Source organism: Streptomyces sp. CA-288835 (assembly GCF_050936385.1).
Classification (GTDB): Bacteria; Actinomycetota; Actinomycetes; order Streptomycetales; family Streptomycetaceae; genus Streptomyces.
The window spans coordinates 463347-480421 of record NZ_JBNJMW010000001.1 but is presented as its reverse complement, the minus strand read 5'-3'; the positions used below and the strand labels follow the sequence as shown (position 1 = coordinate 480421).

Here is a 17075-nt window from a genome sequence, read left to right as displayed (position 1 = left end):
TCACTCCTTTGGTGCGCTCAGTGCCGGCCGGAGTGCGACAGGCGGTACTGCGCCCGGACCCGGTCGCCGTCCACGGCCCGGTTGAGGAACATCAGGCTGTCCATGCGGCAGTCGCAGGGATTGCGTTCACCGGTGTTCTGCGGAAAGCTCCCGCCGATCTTGATGCCCCGGGGATCGGTCGGTGAGGCCCGGTGCGGTCCCGGTCCCGAGAGGTCCCAGGGGTCGCCGGAGACGGTGTAGAAACCGTCCAGCCGCTGCCCGTTGCGGTAGAGCGCCATGGCTCCGGTGTCGAAGTCGAAGGTCGCGGCGAGGAAGACCCACTCGCTGTCCGGCAGCAGGGTCCGCCAGTCCTCGGACGCGGCGAAGGTCTGGGAGCTCGCCCCGTCGATGCGTCGGCCGAGGGCGACGAGCCGGAGTTCGCCGTTCACCTCGATGATCTCCAGCAGGCCGCGCACCGCGTGCCCGTCGGAGTCCCCGGAAAGTACGCCTGCCAGGCCGACGGCACCGTAGTAGTCGTCCGGGTTGGCCGTGTTGCTGTTCCGGCCCGGGTTCGGACCGGTCGCCTTGAACCAGCCCATGACGGTCATCCCCTTGGCGGCGTTGAAGGCCCGCAGGCTCGGGACACCCGAGGCCCCGTACACGCCCGCCTTCCAGTCGTCGTTGCCGGCCGCCTTCGGGTTCACCTGCCGCACCTGGAGCGAGGTCCGGCTGCCCCAGTGCGCCCCGTCCCGCGTGCGCATCGCCGCGCCGCCGTTGACGAGATCGATGTCGGTACGCGAGAAACCCTGGTCCCGCTCCCTCGCCGGATTGCCACGCACCGGGTGCTCGAAGTCGTAGTACGCCGCCAAGTACGGCCTGAGAGAAGGGTGTACGGCCCCACGGACCACGCCAGCTGCGGCAGGAGCCGAGGCCAGCGCGGTCAGGGCCGTCAGAAAGGCGGCGAGAGCCACCGCCGTGTGCCGTCTGCGTCGCGTGAACATTCCACTCGCTCCCTTTGCGAGGCGTTTCTACGAGCCGTGACCACGAGCCATGCCTGAGAGGCGCGTCATCGGCGGGCGGGCCGGCCCCCGAGATAGAGCTCGCCCAGTTGCGGATCGGCGAGCAACTCCCGTGCCGGGCCCGAGACATGGACCCGGCCGAGGTCGAGTACGCAGCCGGTGTCGGCTGCTTCCAGGGCGCGCCGCGCGTTCTGTTCGACGAGCAGGACGGCGGTGCCCGCATCCCGCATCCGTACGATCTGCTCGAAGACGACGCCCGTCGCCTTGGGGTCGAGCCCCATCGACGGCTCGTCGAGCAGCACCACCCGGGGCTTGACCATCAGCGAACGCGCGAACTCCACCTGCTTCTGCTGGCCTCCGGAGAGCAGCCCGGCCAGGCTCGTCCACCGCTCCCCGACGACCGGGAATAGGTCCCGTACGAAGCTCACCCGCTCGGCGATGAGTTGCTTGTCCCGGAGGGTGTAGCCGCCGAGCAGAACGTTCTCGGCGACCGTCATCTCCCGGAAAACGCTGTGCCCTTGGAGCACATGGGCGACTCCGGCGGCCAGCATCCGCTGAGGTCCATGGCCGGTGAGGTCTTTACCGTCGACGAGGACCCGGCCCGAGCGCGGGGCGAGGAGTCCGCTGGCGACCTTCAGGACGGTGGACTTGCCCGCGCCGTTCGGCCCGACCAGGCAGACGATCGCCCCGGCGGGGACCTGGACGGTCAGCCCGCGCAGCACGAGGGCCGCCCGGCCGTATCCGGCCCGTATGTCGTCGAGTTCGAGAAGGAATGGAGAGCCAGGAGATACACGGTCGGTGTGTGTGTCAGACGCCAAGGTATGCCCCGAGGACTCGTTCGTCGGACTGGATCACGGAGGGCGGGCCCTCGGCTATCGGCCTGCCGCGGTCGAACACGACGACGTGGTCGCTGAGACTCATGACCAGGTCCATGTTGTGCTCGACGATCAGGAAAGTGCGTCCCTCGGCGTTGAGTTCGCGCACCAGGTCGCAGATGCGGTCGATGAGGGCCGGGTTGACCCCGCCGGCCGGTTCGTCCAGCAGGATCAGTTCCGGCTCGCTCATCAGCACACCCGCGAGCTCCAGCAACTTCTGCTGCCCCCACGAGAGTTGGCGTGCCTCCGCCTGCTCCAGATGCTCGATGCCCATCCGCGACAGCCAGCCGCGGGCCCGCTCGGTCTCCTCCCGCCGGCCCGCGCGGGCGAGCTGCCCCGCGAGGGAGGACGGCTGTACGGCGGCGAGGAGGTTGTCGAGCACGGTCATCCGCGGGAAGACACGGCACAGTTGGAAGGACCGCCCGATGCCGGCGCGGGCGATCCGGTGCGGAGGCTTTCCGGTGATGTCGCGCCCGCGGTAGGTGGTACGACCCGCATCCGCGCGGATCATTCCGGTGACGCAGTTGAAGAAGGTGGTCTTGCCGGAGCCGTTGGGACCGATCAGGGCGTTGACCTTGCCGTGGTGGAAGGTCACGGTGGCGGAGTCGAGCGCGGTGACACCGCCGAAGGCTTTGCTGAGGCCGACGGTCGCCAGACTCGGCCGAACTCCGGGCTCAGCCGCCGCTTCCGCTTCGCTCACTGTCCCTCACCTCCGTTCCATTGCCCTGCCTGTGCCGCTCCTTCAGTTCGCCCGCGGTCACCTCGCGAATCGAGGTCTCGCCGGACTTGCGGAAGCGGGCAAGCAGCGAGGTGGCGGCCGGGATGACCCCGTCCGGCATGAACATCACGACCACGCCCAGCAGCAGCCCCGCCACGACCAGATGCAGAGGGGTGTCGCCGTACTCGACCTTGGAGTACTCCAGCGCGTACCCGACGATCAAGGCGCCGAGCAGCGGCCCGTACAGATGGCGTACGCCTCCCAGCAGCGCCATCAGCACCATGTACGCCCCGCTGAGGATGGAGAACTGGAAGACCGGGTCGAGATCGCCGAACCAGAGCGCGTAGAGCCCGCCGGCCAGCGAGGTGAAGGCGGCGGAGACCACGAAGACGACGAGCTTGTAGGCGAAGGTGGGCGTACCCAGGGACTGGGCCTTGTCCTCGTCCTCACGGATCGCCTTCAGGCCCATGCCGAACCGCGAACGGTCGATGATCCACCAGGTCAGCAGGGCCACCGCGAGCAGTGCGACGAACAGGAAGTAGAAGGTCCGGTGGTGCTCGGAGCGCAGCATCCCCGGGAACGGCCGCGGTACGACCAGCCCCCGCGAGCCGCCGGTGAACGAGGCCCAGCTCTGGAAGACCAGCAGCAGGATGAGGACAAGGGCGATGGAGACGATGACGAAGGAGGCGCCGCGCACCCGCAGGGCGGCATAGCCGACCGGCACCGCGAGCGCGGCCACCAGCACGGCGGCCATGAACAGCGCGGCGAACGGCGGGAGTTCGGCCTTGGTGACCAACAGCCCCGTCCCATAGGCGCCGAGTCCGGCGAAGGCACCGTGCCCGAGCGAGATATAGCCGGTGAAGCCGCCGACGAAGTTCCAGGAGGTGGACAGCACCGCGTAGTTGAGGATGGCGATGCCCACGGTGATCTCGTACGGGCTCGGGGCCATCGACGGGAAGGACAGGGCGACCGCGACGCCGGCGACCAGAGCGCCGACGTGCAGGAGGGCGCTCGTACGCAACCTGCCTGCCCGGAACGGGAGTTCAGAACCTTTGCGCAAGCCGCCCCCCGAAGAAGCCCTGGGGCCGGAAGGCCAGGGTGGCGAAGAGCGCGACGTAGAAGACGGTCTGCGCCCAGGTGGTGGAGAGCTCCAGTTGGAGCAGGCTCTGCAGCATGCCCAGCGTCATGGCGGCGATGGCGGCTCCCGGTACGCTGCCGAGTCCGCCGACGACGATGATCGCCATCAGTGGGCCGATCCAATGCCAGTGCAGTGACGGGTAGATGGTGGTGTCGAGGGCGAGGGCCGTACCGCCGACGGCCGCCGTGGCGAGGCCGAGTCCGAAGCCGTAGCCGGCGATCCGGTCGGTGTCGATGCCGAGCAGCTGGGCGGCTTCCCGGTGCTGGATGGTGGCGCGCAGCGCCTGGCCGAACCGGCTGTGCTTCATCAGCACATACAGCCCCAGCAGGGCGAGCGCGGCCATACCGAAGGCGATCAGCTTGACCGCCGCGATCCTCGCCCCCAGGAACTCGAAGCCGGCCGAGCTGTAGCCGAGCCGGATCCGGCGCTGCGTCCCGCTGAAGGCGTACCCAAGAAGTCCCTCGATGGTCAGGGCGACCGAGAAGGTGAGCAGCACCGACATCATGGTGAGGGTCGCTGGGCGGAGCCGGGTGAGCAGCAGCCGCTGCATGGCGACGCCCGCGACGAAGAACAGCGGCACGGTGACGACCAGGGTGAGCAGCGGGTCGATGCCGGTCTCCCGGTGGGCGTACCAGGCGAGGTAGGCGGCGAGGATCAGGAAGGCGGAGTGGGCGATCATCACGACGCGCATGACGCCGAAGTAGAGGGTCAGGCCTGCCGCGAGGAGGGCGTAGAGCCCTCCCAGCAGCACACCGAGGACGACGCTCTGGAAGACGAGGCTCGCGGAGGGCACGCCGGCCTCACCAGGCCGGCTTGGGGTGGACCAGATCCGCTTCCTTCTGTGCCTCCGGGAGCACGATCTGGATCTCCCCGTCGACCCACTGCTGGATCATGTGCGCGCTCTGCGGGCGGCCCTTGTCGTCCCACTTCAGCGGTCCGACGACGGTCTCCACCTCGTTGCCGCGCAGCCAGTCGATCAACTTGCTCTGGCATTCGGGGTCCTGGGTCGCACAGTCGGCGGCCTCGACGGCCGCGGCGACCACCTGGCCGGTGGTGTAGGCGTTGGCCTCGTCCTCCTCCGGGGCCTTGCCGAACTGCTTCGTGTACTTCTCGACGAACTCCTTGTTGCTCGGATAGTCGGCCTTCTGCGTATAGCCGGTGGGCGCGAGGATGCCCTCGGTCTTGTTGCCGATGGCCTTCGCGAACTCCGGTTCGGTGGGCGCGGTGGAGAAGGCGGCCATCTTCGGCTGGTAGTTGAGCTGCTGGAGAGCGACGATCAGATTGACGCCGTCCTGGTACTGCGAACCGCCCACCACCATGTCCGCCTTCGAGTCGGCGATCTTGGCGGCGATGCTGCCGAAATCAGTGGTGTTGGGCGGATAGACCTCGTCGACGACGGTCTTGACGCCGCCCTTCTCCAGCTTCTCCTTGAGCCCGTACGCGGTCCCCTGGGCGAAGGGGTCGTCCATGGCGGCGTACGCGACGGTCTTGGGACGCTCGTTCGCCGGCAGGGCGAGGATGTGTTCGGCCAGGTGGTTGTAGTGGTCGTTGGCGACGGCAGGCGCGGCGTAGAAGAGGTTCTTGAAGCCCTGGTCGAATACCTCGGGCGCGGCTCCCGCCGGTTCGACGAAGAGCATGCCGTACTCCTCGGCCACGCGGGCGGAGGGGACGACGAGCCGGGTGGAGAAGGGGCCGAAGACCAGGTCGACCTCGTCCCTGCCGATCAGCTGCTCGTAGTCGGAGACGACGCGGTCGGCATTCGACTGGTCGTCGAGGATCTTCAACTCGACCTTGCGGCCGAGGAGTCCGCCCTTGTCGTTGACGATCTTCGCCCAGGCCTTGTAGCCGCGTTCGACGCCCTTGCCGGGTTCGGAGAAGTCACCGGTGAGGGGCAAGGAGACACCGATCACGATGGAGTCATCGGATGAATCTCCGGAACCGGAACCACCGGCACAACCGCTGGCGGCGAGCGCCAGAGTGAGCGTGCCTGCGGCGATTCTCCCTTGTAGACGGCGTGTTGGTCTCATCGATGGACACCCCTCATCGGCTGGACACCCGCATGGGCTGGCCGGAATCCGTGGTGCGCGAAAGCGCTTTCGAGGGCGCTTTCATACTATGAAAGCCGTGTCCCACCGGTCTGGACAACAGTCGTGCACGTATCAGTTGTCCTTCGTGCGACGTGTCCTGACGGGATGTCCGGGCACCGAACGAGAAGTTGCCCGGGAGGACGGGATGAGTCCGTCCTCCCGGGCAACTGGTGGTGACCGATTTCCGCCAACAGCCGTGTGCTCAGGCCCCGCTGCCGCCGTAGATGGCGGCCTCCTTGGAGGTGGCAGCGATGCCGTTCGCGCCGTGGAAGATCCGCTGACCCCAACTGGTGAGCTGGTTCGGGTCGAAGTTCGTGACCACGTCCAGGTACTCGACTCCGCCGCCGTTGCCGCTCCAGGACCAGCCGAGGTAGCCGAGCCCGAGCTGCTGGGCGGTGGCCAGAATGGCATCCTCGTCGGGGTTGCCGTCCGAGTGCTCGTGGCCGAACTCGCCTACCACGATGGGGAGTTTCGCGGTGACGAAGCGGTTCAGATAGTCGCGGACCTCCGCGGTGGTGTTGAAGACGCCGTACATGTGGACGGAGAAGATCGTGTTGGCGTCCGGGTCCGCGGCGAACACCGAGGCGGCGTTGTTGCGCATGGTGAACGCCCAGTCCTGGCCCCAGTTGGGCGCGTCGACCATGATCGTGTGGTCGAACCCGGCGCCGCGGAGCTTCTGGATCGCGGCCTTCGTGTCCGCCGTCCAGCTCAGGAAATTGAGGCTCCCGTGCGGCTCGTTGCCGATGTTGACGATGACGTAGTCCTCTTGACCACTCAGCGCGTCCTGCACGCTGATCCAATAGTCCGCGGCCCGCGAGAGCGAGACGCTTCCGCTCTGTTCCCAGTAACCGGTCGTGTCGTGGACCTCCAGCACGCAGATGAGCCGGTTCTGCTTGCACTGGCTGACGACGTTCGCCACATCGGCAGCGTCGTTACGGGTCCACCGGTCACCGCTGGAGAGGACGACCCGTACGGTGTTGGCGCCCTTCGCCTTGATGTGCGCGAGCGAGCTGATCCGGTCCGGAAACCAGGTGTGAGCGTGGTTGACACCCCGCATCACGAAGTCGTTCCCCGACGCCTCCAGCAGCCGGCCGTTCTCGATACGGAAGCCGGTGGGCGAGGCATGAGCCGGGGCACCCAGGCCGAGCAGGGGGAGGAGCAGGGCGGCGACGAGGCCGAAAACCGGGGCGATCCGTAAAGGCAAGTGGCGGGTGCTGCGCATGATGTTCTCTTCTCTGAGTGAGGTGGGAGCGCTCGCGATCACCATCAATCGTTGTCATTGACACGTCAAGACCGACTGTGCAGCTGCTCGACCGGGACCTCAGACGGATAGAACTGCGCGTACCAGCGCCGCAACGCCCGGATGCCCTTCTCATGGGGCAGCAGCACCGGCCGCGACTGATGGATCTTGTGATCCCAGATCCGGACCTCCTCACGCACCTCGCCCAGGGCTTCAGCCCGGAAGACGAGCTTGAGAAGAGGCACCAGGAACGGCAGCCGGGCCGGCTTGCGGAGGTAGTACAGCATCCGCATCTCGCTCATACGGTCGTCGACGGGCGTCGTCAGGGCGACCGCGGTGACCGAGAGAACGGGCCCGTGGGAGCGGACCACCATGACGCCCGGTCCGTACATGAACGCGTCGAAGGTGTTGTTGATGTCCCAGCCGAGAACGCGCCGCCCGATCCGGCCGCGGACCTCCGCGAAGGGACCGTCGGTCCGCAGGTCCTGCACGGGTGGTTCACTCTGGCCGTGGATGAAGTGGAAGTGGGACTCGTCCACGATGTTCTCGCGCATCTCCTGGACGTGGATACGGGCCCGGCAGGTGTCGTCGATCGGCTTGGCGAAGTCGTCGGCCGCCGCCTCCGGAATCTCCGGCACCTCCCACGCCGGCTCGCCCGGCCCGGCATAGACGAAGACAAGTCCGCTGTGCTCACGAACCGGAAAGCCGCCGATGGACACCTTCGGCGTCCGGACCGCGAACGGCGCCTCCACGCACCGCCCGTCCGCACCGAACCGCCACCCGTGGAACGGACACTCCACCGTCCCGTCCACCACCTTCCCGCCCACGCCCAGATGCGCCCCGTAATGCGGGCAGTGCGCGTCCCGTACGGCCGGCTGACCGTCCGCTCCGCGGAAGGCGATGAGGGCACGCCCGAAGTAGTGCAGGCTGACGACCCGGCCCGGGCGTAACTCGACGCTGCGGAGCACGGCGTACCACCCATGCGGGACAGTCGGCATCGGGTACGCGTCGGCGCGCGGATCGCGCGGCAGGGCGGCGAGGCTGTCATGGCTACGACGAAAAGACATGGCGCCGAGGCTAACTTGATCTCCCCGACGGGCCGTCAGATATCGGCCGTCTCCACCGGCAGGGTCTTGGTTCCGGTCGGCATCATTTCCAGCCGTACGCGTACGCGGCGACCCACGTCACCTCGAGCTGGGCACTGCTGCCCGGGGCCGCTCCCGGCCCCTGCAGGGCGCTCTCGTTCTGAAGCACCCAGGACAGGGGGCGGTTCGGTACGCCACGCGTGTCGTGCCCCGTCTGCCGGCCGTCCACGAAGAACCGCACATGTCCCGGCGTCCACTCGGTCGATACGGTGTGCCACTCGGTCCAGTCGTCGGCCCCCGGGAAGTAGCCCTGCTCGCCCCCACTGCACGCGTGATGGAAGGCGGTGAGCTCGCCGGTCCACTCGCCTTCGGGGTGGTCCATCTCGCAGCCTCCGCCGTAGTGCAGCCAGGCGGACTTGTAGCCCGGAGCGAGCTTCGTCACCCGCCGTCGACCGCGTACGAGGCGTCCAGCCAGGCCCGGTAGCCTGGCGGGGTGACTGGCTCGGAAGCATCTCCCTCGTTCCGCCTCGCGTACGTTCCGGGGGTGACGCCCGCCAAGTGGGTGCGGATCTGGAGCGAGCGGCTGCCCGACGTTCCGCTGACCCTCGTCGATGTGCCGGCCGCTGAGGCGTCCGATGTGTTGCGGAGCGGGGGAGCCGATGTGGGGGTCGTGCGGCTTCCGGTCGACCGTACGGTCTTCAGCGCGATCCCTCTCTACACCGAGTCGACGGTGGTCGTGGTGCCGAAGGATCACCTGGTGACGGCGGCGGACGAGGTGAGCGTCGCGGATCTCGCCGACGACGTCGTGTTCCATCCGCTCGATGACGTGCTCTCTTGGGAGCGGTTGCCGGGGCGTCCCGCCATTGAGCGGCCTGCCACGACGGCGGATGCCATCGAGCTCGTGGCGGCGGGGGTGGGGTTGCTCGTCGTCCCACAGTCGTTGGCTCGGCTGCACCATCGCAAGGACCTCACGTTCCGGCCTGTGGTCGATGCGCCTCAGTCGAGCGTTGCGCTGGTTTGGCCCGAGGATGCGACCACCGAGCTGGTCGAGGACTTCATCGGGATCGTCCGTGGCCGGACGGTCAACAGCACGCGTGGGCGTGCGCCGGCTCCGGCGCAGCCGAAGGCCAAGCGTCGCGAAGCGGCGGACGGCCGCCGGAAGCCCGCGTCGAGCGGCGGAAGCCGTGGAAGCGGGGCCGGAGCGAAGGGCGGCAAGCGTGGGAAGCCTCGGCGTCGGTCGTAGGTAGCAGTTCCCCAATCCCGCCCCTTCCCGAAGCTGGGGCTGCGCCCCAGGCCCCCGCCAGGGGGAGGGGTGACATGTCGTGTCGCGGCTGCGGGTGCGTTGTGGCTGGTCGCGCAGTTCCCCGCGCCCCTAAACAGCCTGCGACTGCCCGCACCCAGACGAGCCAGCGAACCGAAAATCCCCCGCCCGGACGGGGCCCGCGCCCTGCACCCGCCCGCGCGGAAAAGCCCGGACCCCCTGCTACCCGCGCTCTTCAGCCGGTGGGAGGGGACGTGGGCCGGTGCGTCCTATGCCCGTCGCTTAGCTTCGGTCTGGGCACACCAGGACCCTGTGGAAGCACGGGGTCGTATGCCCCGTTGGCGACGGGCTGACGCACCGGACCGCGGCCCCGCACCCACCACGCACCCAAGGGGCGCGGGGAACTGCGCGACCAGCCACAACGGACCCGCAGCCGCCCAACCGCCGGAGGCACCCCGCGGGGAACTGCGCGACCAGCCACAACGGCGCCGCAGCCGACAACGAACCCACCCGCACAACCGCCGGAGGCAACCCGCTCAACCGCCGGAGGCACCGGTGGGGGCGATGGCGCTGCGGACCCGGAAACGGCCGACCTTGTTCCCCTCCACCTCGGTGAGCCGGACGGCAACCGGTCCGGCGAACGAGTAGCCCTGCTCCGCGGCGTGCCTGCGCACGTGGTTCGACAGGTAGTTGTCCAACGGGTCTCTGCTGTCGGCCAGTTGCCGGTGCGATTCCGGCGGCAATTCGATGACGAAGACATTGGGCACCAGGATGCGTTGCCGGTCCAGAATCAAGGCACGGTCGTCGCATTCCTGGTGCAGCGTCCTCACCAGCTCTGTTTCGTTGTGTTGTCTGTGGACGGGCGGGATGAGCAGGGTCCAGAGAGCATTGCTCCATCGCTCCATGGCCTGTTCCAGGGCCGTGAGGGATTTCATCTGGTGCCGCTGCCCGCCGGAATGCTGGGCACACTCCTCCGTACGGGTGTTGGTCGAGATGGATACGGGCGCTGACGTGCGTGCGCGTGTCGGGGGATGACTCAAGTTTCTCTGGGCAAGCGAGAAAAAGGTCAGCGTCCACCACCGGAGGCCTGTGATCGTGCATTCATCCGAGGAAGAAGAGGAAGACCACCAACCCCTGCACCTGACAAGTCCGCAGAGCGCGGGACGGGCGAGGAATGTGGCGCGCGGATTCTTGTCCGCGGTAGCCGCACGTGCCGGAGCCGAGACGGACGCGGTGTTGCTCGTGGTGTCGGAACTGGTCACCAACGCGGTCCGGCACGCCGGCGGGGTGACCCGGTTCCAACTGGCCGCCGGACCGGGAACAGTGACAGTGTCGGTAGAAGACGCCAGCACCACCGCCCCGCAGCCGCGGCGAACTGACGCGGTCAAACCGGGTGGGTTCGGCTGGCACATGGTGCAGGAGCTGTCCGCAGATGTGCGGGTCAGCATCGGACCCCGAGGAAAGACGGTGTCCGCAGTTCTGCCGTTGTCCCACTAAGGGGTCGCTGTCACCCTGCCAGGGAGCAGGTCCGGGCGCCGCACCACGACTGGGCACCCGTACCAACCCCGGTGCCCCGCACCACCCACGAACCCACCCGCCCGACCGCCGGAGGCACCCCGTGATGGCCACGATCGAGGTCGCGACGCCCGGACTGCGCGCCCGCGCCCGCGCCCGTGCCCGCGTGCGCGAGCGCGCCGACGCATGACGTCCCCACCGATGGCTGAGGACGGCGAGGGCCCGACTGCCGCGGCGGCCCGACTCACCGGGCACCCGGCGACCAGCGAGCGCCGTCTGTCCGGCGCCCTCGCCGAAGTCACCCTCAACGGCGGCCAGTTGGTGATGGTCAAGCGCGCCGACGAGCCGGGCGCGGCCCGCGCCGAGGCGGCGGGCCTGCGCTGGCTGGCGGACGCCGGCACGGTCCGTATCCCGGCGGTGCGCGGCCAAGACGAGCGCTGGCTCGTGACCGACCGCGTCCCGACCGGGCGCCCCAGCGCCGAGGCCGCGGTCCGGTTCGGCCGCGACCTAGCCGCGCTGCACGCCGCGGGCGCGCCCCAGTTCGGCGCCCCACCACCCGGCGGCCCCGTGGACGCGTACATCGGGCTCGCCCCGATGCGCAACGTCCCCGGCACCGACTGGCCACGCTGGTACGCCGAGCACCGCGTGCTGCCCTACCTGCGCCGAGCGGTCGACGACGGCACCCTGCGCCAGGCCGAGGCGACCGTCGTGGAGCGCGTATGTGAGCGCCTGCCCGAACTGGCCGGCCCCGCCGAGCCGCCCGCCCGGCTGCATGGCGACCTCTGGAACGGCAACGTGCTGTGGGGCGCCGACGGACACACCTGGCTGATCGACCCGGCCGCGCACGGCGGCCACCGGGAGACCGACCTGGCGATGCTCCACCTGTTCGGCTGCCCGCACCTGGACCGGGTGCTGGACGGCTACCAGGAAACGGCGCCGCTCGCCGACGGCTGGCGGGAGCGCGTGAGCCTGCACCAGCTCTTCCCGCTGCTCGTACACGCCGTACTGTTCGGCCGCGGCTACGCCGAGCAGGCCCTCGCGGCGGCCCGGTCGGCGCTGGCCGGGTGACCCGCTGACGGGACAGCCCGCTCTTCGGGCGTGATCGACGCGGACCGCACGTCATGATGAATCGGTGTCGCCGAGCCGGTCAGAGGAACGCCCGAGCCGCCGTGCCGTACAGCGACGATCTCGGCGGCGATGGCCAGGGCCGTCTCCTCGGGAGTACGGGCGCCGAGATCGAGGCCGATCGGGGAGCGCAGGCGGGCCAGATCCCGTTCGGTGACGCCGACTTCACGCAACCGCCGGTTGCGGTCGTCGTGGGTGCGACGCGAGCCCATCGCACCGACGTAAGCCACCGGTAGCCGTAGGGCAGCCTCCAGCAGCGGTACGTCGAACTTGGCGTCGTGGGTGAGTACGCACAGGACCGTGCGGCTGTCCGTCTCGGTGCGCCGGAGGTAGCGGTGCGGCCAGTCGACCACGATGTCGTCGGCCTCGGGGAACCGCACCCGCGTGGCGAAGACAGGACGGGCGTCGCACACGGTGACGTGGTAACCGAGGAACTTGCCCGTCCTCACAAGCGCCGCGGCGAAGTCGATGGCGCCGAAGACAATCATGCGGGGCGGCGGCACGCGCGACTCGACGAACACCGTCAGGGCAGCCCCGCGGCGTGATCCTCCCTCAGACTCCGTCCGGGGAGACCCCCATCTCGCTGTGCTCGCGGAGATGTCGAACGTGCCCGTGCGGCCGGCGCTCAGCAGGGCGCGGACCTCGTGCACCACTGTGCGGTCCAGCTCGGGATGCCCGCCGAGTTCGCCTTCGAACGATCCTCCCGCAGACTCCGTCCGGTGGGAATCCCATCTCGCTTCTCCCTCAGACTCTGTCCGGGGGGACCCCCATGTCGCTGCGCTCGGTCGGACGAGCAGCGCCCTGCCCAGCAGTTCGACGGGGCCCTGGACCACGCGCGCGAGAGCCACGGACTCGCCCTGGGCGGCGGCCGAGAGCGCCGACGCGAACACTTTCCTGCCCGGCGCGTCCGCACCTACCGGCGTGACCAGGACCTCGATGACTCCGCCGCAGGTCAGTCCCACCGCGAAGGCATCCTCATCGCTGTAGCCGAACCGCTCGCGCACCACCTCGCCGTCCTGGAGCGCCTGGACACACAGGTCGTACACCGCCCCTTCCACACAGCCGCCGGAGACCGAACCAATGGCTGTGCCCTCGCTGTCGACGGCGAGGGCGGCACCCGGACTGCGCGGCGCGCTGCCGCCCACGGCCACGACGGTGGCGACGGCGAAGTCCCGGCCCTGCTCGATCCAGCGGTTCAGCTCGTCGGCGATGTCAAGCATCCCGCTCGCCCTCCGCTTCGGCTTCCGCCAGCAGGACCCGGTCGGGCCGGATGGGGAGGTAGCGGTGGCGTACGCCGGTCGCGTGCCAGACCGCGTTGGCGATCGCCGCCGCGGCTCCCACGATGCCGATCTCGCCGATGCCCTTGATCCCGACCGGGTCGTCCGGGTCCGGGTCGTCCACCCAGTCCGCCTCGACGAGCGGGACGTCGGCGTGTGCGGCGACGTGATAGCCCGCGAGGTCGGCGCCGTAGTGGCCGCCCGAGGCCCGGTCCCGGACCGCCTCCTCGTGCAGGGCCATGGAGATGCCCCAGATCATCCCGCCGACCAACTGGCCGCGCGCCGTCAGCGGGTTGACGATCCGGCCCGCCGCGAAGATGCCGAGCATGCGCCGTACGCGCACCTCTCCGGTGGCGGGGTCCACGGCGACCTCGGCGAACTGCGCCCCGAAGGAGTGCCGTTCCTTCCGGGCCAGGGCGCCGATGGCCGCGGTGGTGTCCGACCGTACCGTGATGCCCTCCGGTGGGATGTCGGTGTTCAGGGCGAGCCGCTCCCGCAGTTCGCCTGCCGCGGCCGTGACCGCCCACGCCCAGGAGCGGGTGCCCATCGAACCGCCGGCGATCCACGCCGGTCCGAATTCGCTGTCGCCGATGCGGACCTGGACACGGTCCGGTGCCACCTCCAGCGCGTCGGCGGCGACCAGGGTGAGCGCGGTCCGGGCCCCGGTGCCGATGTCCGCCGCGTTGATCCGCACGGTGAACGTGCCGTCCGCCTCCGCCGTCATGGCCGCCGTGGACGGTCCGGCTCCGGCACCGAAGGAGGCCGCCGCCGTACCGGTGCCGAGCAGCCAGCGCCCGTCCCGGCGCAGGCCCGGACGGGGGTCCCGGTCCGCCCAGCCGAACCTGCGGGCGCCCTCCCGGAAGCAGGCGAGCAGGTTGCGGCTGCTGAACGGCAGCCCGGACACGGGGCCCGTCTCGGGCTCGTTGCGTACGCGCAGCTCGATCGGGTCGATACCGCACTTCTCGGCGAGCTCGTCCAGCGCCGCCTCCAACGCGAACGACCCCGGCGCCTCGCCCGGCGCGCGCATCCATGTCGGGGTCGGCACGTCGAGCCGTACGACCCGGTTGGCCGTGTGGTGGGCGTCGGCGTCGTACATCACCCGTGCCACCCCTGCGCTCGGCTCGACGAACTCGTGCACGGTCGAGGTGAGGCTCAGGGAGCTGTGGTCCAGCGCGCGCAGCCGTCCGTCGGCACGGGCGCCGAGCCTGATCCGCTGCGTCGTGGGGCTGCGGTAGCCGGCGAGCGAGAACATCTGACGGCGGGTCATGACGACCCGGACCGGACGCCGCAGGCCGGCCGCGGCCATCACGGCGGCCACCTGGTGCGCGCGGAGGCCCTTGCTGCCGAAGCCGCCGCCGACGTGCTCGGATCGCACCCGTACCGAGGCCGGGTCGAGGGAGAACATGTTCGCGATCTCGCTCGCGACCCAGGCGGTGCCCTGGTTCGAGTCGACCACTTCCAGTCGGCCGCCGTCCCAGAGAGCCGTCGCCGCATGGGGCTCCATCGGATTGTGGTGCTCTTCCGGCGTGGTGTATTCCGCGTCGACGACGAGGGCGGACGCGGCGAGTTCCGCCTCCAGGTCCCCCTTCTCCGTCACTGCCGGCATGAAGCCGTCCACCTGGTATGCGTCCGGGTGTCCGGCCGAGAACGTGACGTCGTGCGGCTCTTCCTCGTAGTGCACCACGAGCGCTTCGGCGGCCTCCCTGGCCTGCTCGGACGTCTCCGCGACGACCAGCGCCACCGGCCAGCCCATGTGCGGCACCCGCTCGTGCTGGAAGACGGCGGCGGTCGGGTCCGGGGTGCCCAGCATGCCGACGTAGTCGCTGTCGACCCGCGGGGCGTTCCCGTGATGCAGGACGGTGAGGACACCCGGCATCCCGAGGACGGCAGCGGTCTCCACCGAGCGGATGCGGCCGCGGGCGACGGTCGACAACACCAGCCATCCGTGGGCCAGTTCGTCGAAGGGGATCTCGCCGGCGTAGCGAGCGGCTCCGGTGACCTTGTCGCGGCCCTCCACGCGGGTGTGCGCGGTCCCGACGGCACCCGTCACCGCAGTGGCCTGAGTCGTCGTGGTCATCGGGAGGCCTCCTCGGCGAGTTCGGTCAGCACGGCCACGACCAGGTTGCGCATCAGCGTCACCTTGTAGGCGTTGTGGGGCAGCGGCCTGGCGGCCGCCAGTTCGGCGTCCGCGGCGGCGGCGAAGGCATCGGCCGTAGCGGGGCCCCCGGCCAAGGTCCGCTCTGCCGCCGTGGCCCGCCACGGCCGGGACGCGACCGCACCGAAGGCGAGGCGCACTTCGCGTACGACCCCGTCCTCGATGTCGAGAGCGGCGGCGAGCGAGCCGATCGCGAACGCGTAGGACGCGCGCTCGCGCACCTTCCGATAGCGGGAGAGGGCGGCGACCGGGGCAGGGGGCAGGGTGATGCCGGTGATCAGCGCGCCGGGCGGCAGGGCCGTCTCCAGATGCGGCGTGTCACCCACGGGCAGGTACAACTCGGCAAGGGGCAACTCGCCCGGCCCGTCGGTCGTTTCGTACGCGACGACGGCGTCGAAGGCGGTGAGCGCCACCGCCATGTCCGAGGGGTGGGTGGCCACGCAGTGTTCGGAGGCGCCGAGGATGGCGTGGTTGTGGTGCTCGCCCTCGATGGCGGGGCATCCGCTGCCGGGGACGCGCTTGTTGCATGGCTTGGTCACGTCGGTGAAGTAGCCGCAGCGGGTGCGCTGGAGCAGATTGCCGCCGACGGTGGCCATGTTGCGCAGTTGCCCGGAGGCGCCGGCCAGCACGGCCTGCGTCAACGCCGGGTAACGGCGCCGGACTTCGGGGTGGGCGGCGAGGTCGCTGTTGGTGACAGTGGCACCGATGCGCAGACCGCCGTCTGTCGTCGACTCGATCCGGTCGAGGGGCAGTTCGCGTACGTCGACGAGCCGCGCGGGCCGTTCCACGCCGGTCTTCATCAAGTCGACGAGGTTGGTGCCGCCGCCGAGGATGCGCGCGTCCGGATCGGCGTCGAGCAGCGTGACCGCGCCGGAGACGTCGAGGGCACGCTGATAGCCGAACTCCCTCATGCGGCTGTCTCCTCGGCCTCGGCCGTGTGCGCCTCTGCCGCCTGTGCGACTGCCTGCACGATGGACACGTACGCACCGCAGCGGCACAGATTGCCGCTCATCCGCTCCCGGATCTCCTCTGCGCTGAGCGGCGGGGATCCCGCTTCGGGCCGTACGTCGTCGGTGGCGGCGCTCGGCCAGCCCGCCGCGTGCTCCTCGATCACCCCGAGGGCCGAACAGATCTGCCCCGGAGTGCAGTAGCCGCACTGGTAGCCGTCGAGGTCGAGGAACGCCTGCTGTACGGGGTGCAGTTGCTCGCCCTGGGCGATGCCTTCGATGGTGGTGATCTCACGCCCCTCGGCGGCCACCGCGAGCTGGAGACAGGAGACGGCGCGGCGTCCGTCGATCAGTAACGTGCAGGCACCGCACTGACCTTGGTCGCAGCCCTTCTTGGTGCCTGTCAGATCGAGATGCTCGCGCAATGCGTCGAGCAGGGTGGTGCGGTGGTCGACTGGCAGTGTGTACTTCTCGCCGTTGATGTTGAGGGTGATGGCACTGTAAGCCGAGGGAGCTGGGGCCATGATCAGCCTTCCTTCGCGTGGGTGGTGCGCGTCGAAGCCGGACGGGACAATGCGGTCGACGATCGATTCCGGCCGTCCGTGCAGGAGTATTCGCCGCTAAGGTGGACCTAAGCGGACAGCTGTCCGTTAG

Annotated in this window: 17 protein-coding genes; 3 read left to right on the top strand and 14 right to left on the bottom strand. The window is 69.6% G+C overall.

What is annotated here, in order from left to right; all coding sequences use genetic code 11:
- Positions 1–17: 17 nt before the first annotated feature.
- From ACQEVY_RS02365 to ACQEVY_RS02325, 9 genes are all read right to left on the bottom strand, one after another.
- Positions 18–980: a LamG-like jellyroll fold domain-containing protein gene (locus ACQEVY_RS02365; RefSeq protein ID WP_432944259.1), complete on the bottom strand. Its 963-nt coding sequence runs from the start codon at positions 978–980 to the stop codon at positions 18–20.
- Between the two features lie 65 nt (positions 981–1045).
- On the bottom strand, positions 1046–1816 hold the full coding sequence (locus ACQEVY_RS02360; RefSeq protein ID WP_432944257.1) for an ABC transporter ATP-binding protein: 771 nt from the start codon (positions 1814–1816) through the stop codon (positions 1046–1048).
- Complete coding sequence (locus ACQEVY_RS02355) at positions 1806–2573, bottom strand: ABC transporter ATP-binding protein (protein ID WP_432944255.1); 768 nt, start codon at positions 2571–2573, stop codon at positions 1806–1808. The genes ACQEVY_RS02360 and ACQEVY_RS02355 overlap by 11 nt, the downstream gene beginning before the upstream one ends.
- Positions 2548–3651 carry a branched-chain amino acid ABC transporter permease gene (locus tag ACQEVY_RS02350; protein WP_432944253.1) on the bottom strand — a complete coding sequence of 368 codons (1104 nt, stop codon included), beginning with the start codon at positions 3649–3651 and terminating at the stop codon, positions 2548–2550. Before ACQEVY_RS02350 ends, ACQEVY_RS02355 begins: the two co-directional genes overlap by 26 nt.
- The gene (locus tag ACQEVY_RS02345) at positions 3635–4522 is read right to left on the bottom strand and encodes a branched-chain amino acid ABC transporter permease (protein ID WP_432944251.1); all 888 of its coding nucleotides are present in this window, start codon (positions 4520–4522) and stop codon (positions 3635–3637) included. Before ACQEVY_RS02345 ends, ACQEVY_RS02350 begins: the two co-directional genes overlap by 17 nt.
- A 7-nt stretch (positions 4523–4529) precedes the next feature.
- Positions 4530–5639 carry an amino acid ABC transporter substrate-binding protein gene (locus ACQEVY_RS02340; RefSeq protein WP_432944249.1) on the bottom strand — a complete coding sequence of 370 codons (1110 nt, stop codon included), beginning with the start codon at positions 5637–5639 and terminating at the stop codon, positions 4530–4532.
- A gap of 379 nt (positions 5640–6018) precedes the next feature.
- A complete protein-coding gene (locus ACQEVY_RS02335) occupies positions 6019–7038 on the bottom strand; it encodes a glycoside hydrolase family 5 protein (protein ID WP_432944247.1) in 1020 nt (339 codons plus the stop codon).
- Positions 7039–7103: 65 nt separating this feature from the next.
- A complete protein-coding gene (locus ACQEVY_RS02330) occupies positions 7104–8123 on the bottom strand; it encodes a Rieske 2Fe-2S domain-containing protein (RefSeq protein WP_432944245.1) in 1020 nt (339 codons plus the stop codon).
- A gap of 82 nt (positions 8124–8205) precedes the next feature.
- A complete protein-coding gene (locus ACQEVY_RS02325) occupies positions 8206–8583 on the bottom strand; it encodes a glycoside hydrolase family 16 protein (RefSeq protein ID WP_432944243.1) in 378 nt (125 codons plus the stop codon).
- Between the two features lie 51 nt (positions 8584–8634).
- Here ACQEVY_RS02325 and ACQEVY_RS02320 point away from each other — a divergent pair, with 51 nt between their 5' ends.
- Positions 8635–9384: a LysR family substrate-binding domain-containing protein gene (locus tag ACQEVY_RS02320; protein ID WP_432944241.1), complete on the top strand. Its 750-nt coding sequence runs from the start codon at positions 8635–8637 to the stop codon at positions 9382–9384.
- 554 nt (positions 9385–9938) lie between these two features.
- Here the strand turns inward: ACQEVY_RS02320 and ACQEVY_RS02315 are convergent.
- Positions 9939–10337, bottom strand: a complete 399-nt coding sequence (locus ACQEVY_RS02315; protein WP_432944239.1) for a DUF3662 domain-containing protein — start codon at positions 10335–10337, stop codon at positions 9939–9941.
- Positions 10338–10491: 154 nt separating this feature from the next.
- Here ACQEVY_RS02315 and ACQEVY_RS02310 point away from each other — a divergent pair, with 154 nt between their 5' ends.
- Both ACQEVY_RS02310 and ACQEVY_RS02305 read left to right on the top strand, forming a co-directional pair.
- On the top strand, positions 10492–10899 hold the full coding sequence (locus tag ACQEVY_RS02310; RefSeq protein WP_432944237.1) for an ATP-binding protein: 408 nt from the start codon (positions 10492–10494) through the stop codon (positions 10897–10899).
- Between the two features lie 204 nt (positions 10900–11103).
- On the top strand, positions 11104–11985 hold the full coding sequence (locus ACQEVY_RS02305; protein WP_432944235.1) for a fructosamine kinase family protein: 882 nt from the start codon (positions 11104–11106) through the stop codon (positions 11983–11985).
- Here the strand turns inward: ACQEVY_RS02305 and ACQEVY_RS02300 are convergent.
- Genes ACQEVY_RS02300 through ACQEVY_RS02285 form a run of 4 tightly spaced genes read right to left on the bottom strand, consistent with a single transcriptional unit; the run spans position 11937 to position 16945 of the window.
- Positions 11937–13262, bottom strand: a complete 1326-nt coding sequence (locus tag ACQEVY_RS02300) for an XdhC family protein (protein WP_432944233.1) — start codon at positions 13260–13262, stop codon at positions 11937–11939. The two genes, ACQEVY_RS02305 and ACQEVY_RS02300, sit on opposite strands and share 49 nt — an antisense overlap.
- Positions 13255–15396 carry a xanthine dehydrogenase family protein molybdopterin-binding subunit gene (locus ACQEVY_RS02295; RefSeq protein ID WP_432944231.1) on the bottom strand — a complete coding sequence of 714 codons (2142 nt, stop codon included), beginning with the start codon at positions 15394–15396 and terminating at the stop codon, positions 13255–13257. The genes ACQEVY_RS02300 and ACQEVY_RS02295 overlap by 8 nt, the downstream gene beginning before the upstream one ends.
- A complete protein-coding gene (locus ACQEVY_RS02290) occupies positions 15393–16385 on the bottom strand; it encodes an FAD binding domain-containing protein (RefSeq protein ID WP_432944229.1) in 993 nt (330 codons plus the stop codon). Before ACQEVY_RS02290 ends, ACQEVY_RS02295 begins: the two co-directional genes overlap by 4 nt.
- Positions 16382–16945 (bottom strand): 2Fe-2S iron-sulfur cluster-binding protein, encoded by a 564-nt coding sequence (locus ACQEVY_RS02285; RefSeq protein WP_432944227.1) that lies wholly within the window; start codon positions 16943–16945, stop codon positions 16382–16384. The genes ACQEVY_RS02290 and ACQEVY_RS02285 overlap by 4 nt, the downstream gene beginning before the upstream one ends.
- Positions 16946–17075 lie beyond the last annotated feature (130 nt).

Coding starts and splice junctions, on each gene's coding strand:
- ACQEVY_RS02365 (WP_432944259.1), bottom strand. CDS start 980: ATGTTCACGCGACGCAGACGGCACACGGCGGTGGCTCTCGCCGCCTTT.
- ACQEVY_RS02335 (WP_432944247.1), bottom strand. CDS start 7,038: ATGCGCAGCACCCGCCACTTGCCTTTACGGATCGCCCCGGTTTTCGGC.
- ACQEVY_RS02330 (WP_432944245.1), bottom strand. CDS start 8,123: ATGTCTTTTCGTCGTAGCCATGACAGCCTCGCCGCCCTGCCGCGCGAT.
- ACQEVY_RS02315 (WP_432944239.1), bottom strand. CDS start 10,337: ATGAAATCCCTCACGGCCCTGGAACAGGCCATGGAGCGATGGAGCAAT.
- ACQEVY_RS02305 (WP_432944235.1), top strand. CDS start 11,104: ATGACGTCCCCACCGATGGCTGAGGACGGCGAGGGCCCGACTGCCGCG.
- ACQEVY_RS02300 (WP_432944233.1), bottom strand. CDS start 13,262: ATGCTTGACATCGCCGACGAGCTGAACCGCTGGATCGAGCAGGGCCGG.
- ACQEVY_RS02295 (WP_432944231.1), bottom strand. CDS start 15,396: ATGACCACGACGACTCAGGCCACTGCGGTGACGGGTGCCGTCGGGACC.
- ACQEVY_RS02290 (WP_432944229.1), bottom strand. CDS start 16,385: ATGAGGGAGTTCGGCTATCAGCGTGCCCTCGACGTCTCCGGCGCGGTC.
- ACQEVY_RS02285 (WP_432944227.1), bottom strand. CDS start 16,945: ATGGCCCCAGCTCCCTCGGCTTACAGTGCCATCACCCTCAACATCAAC.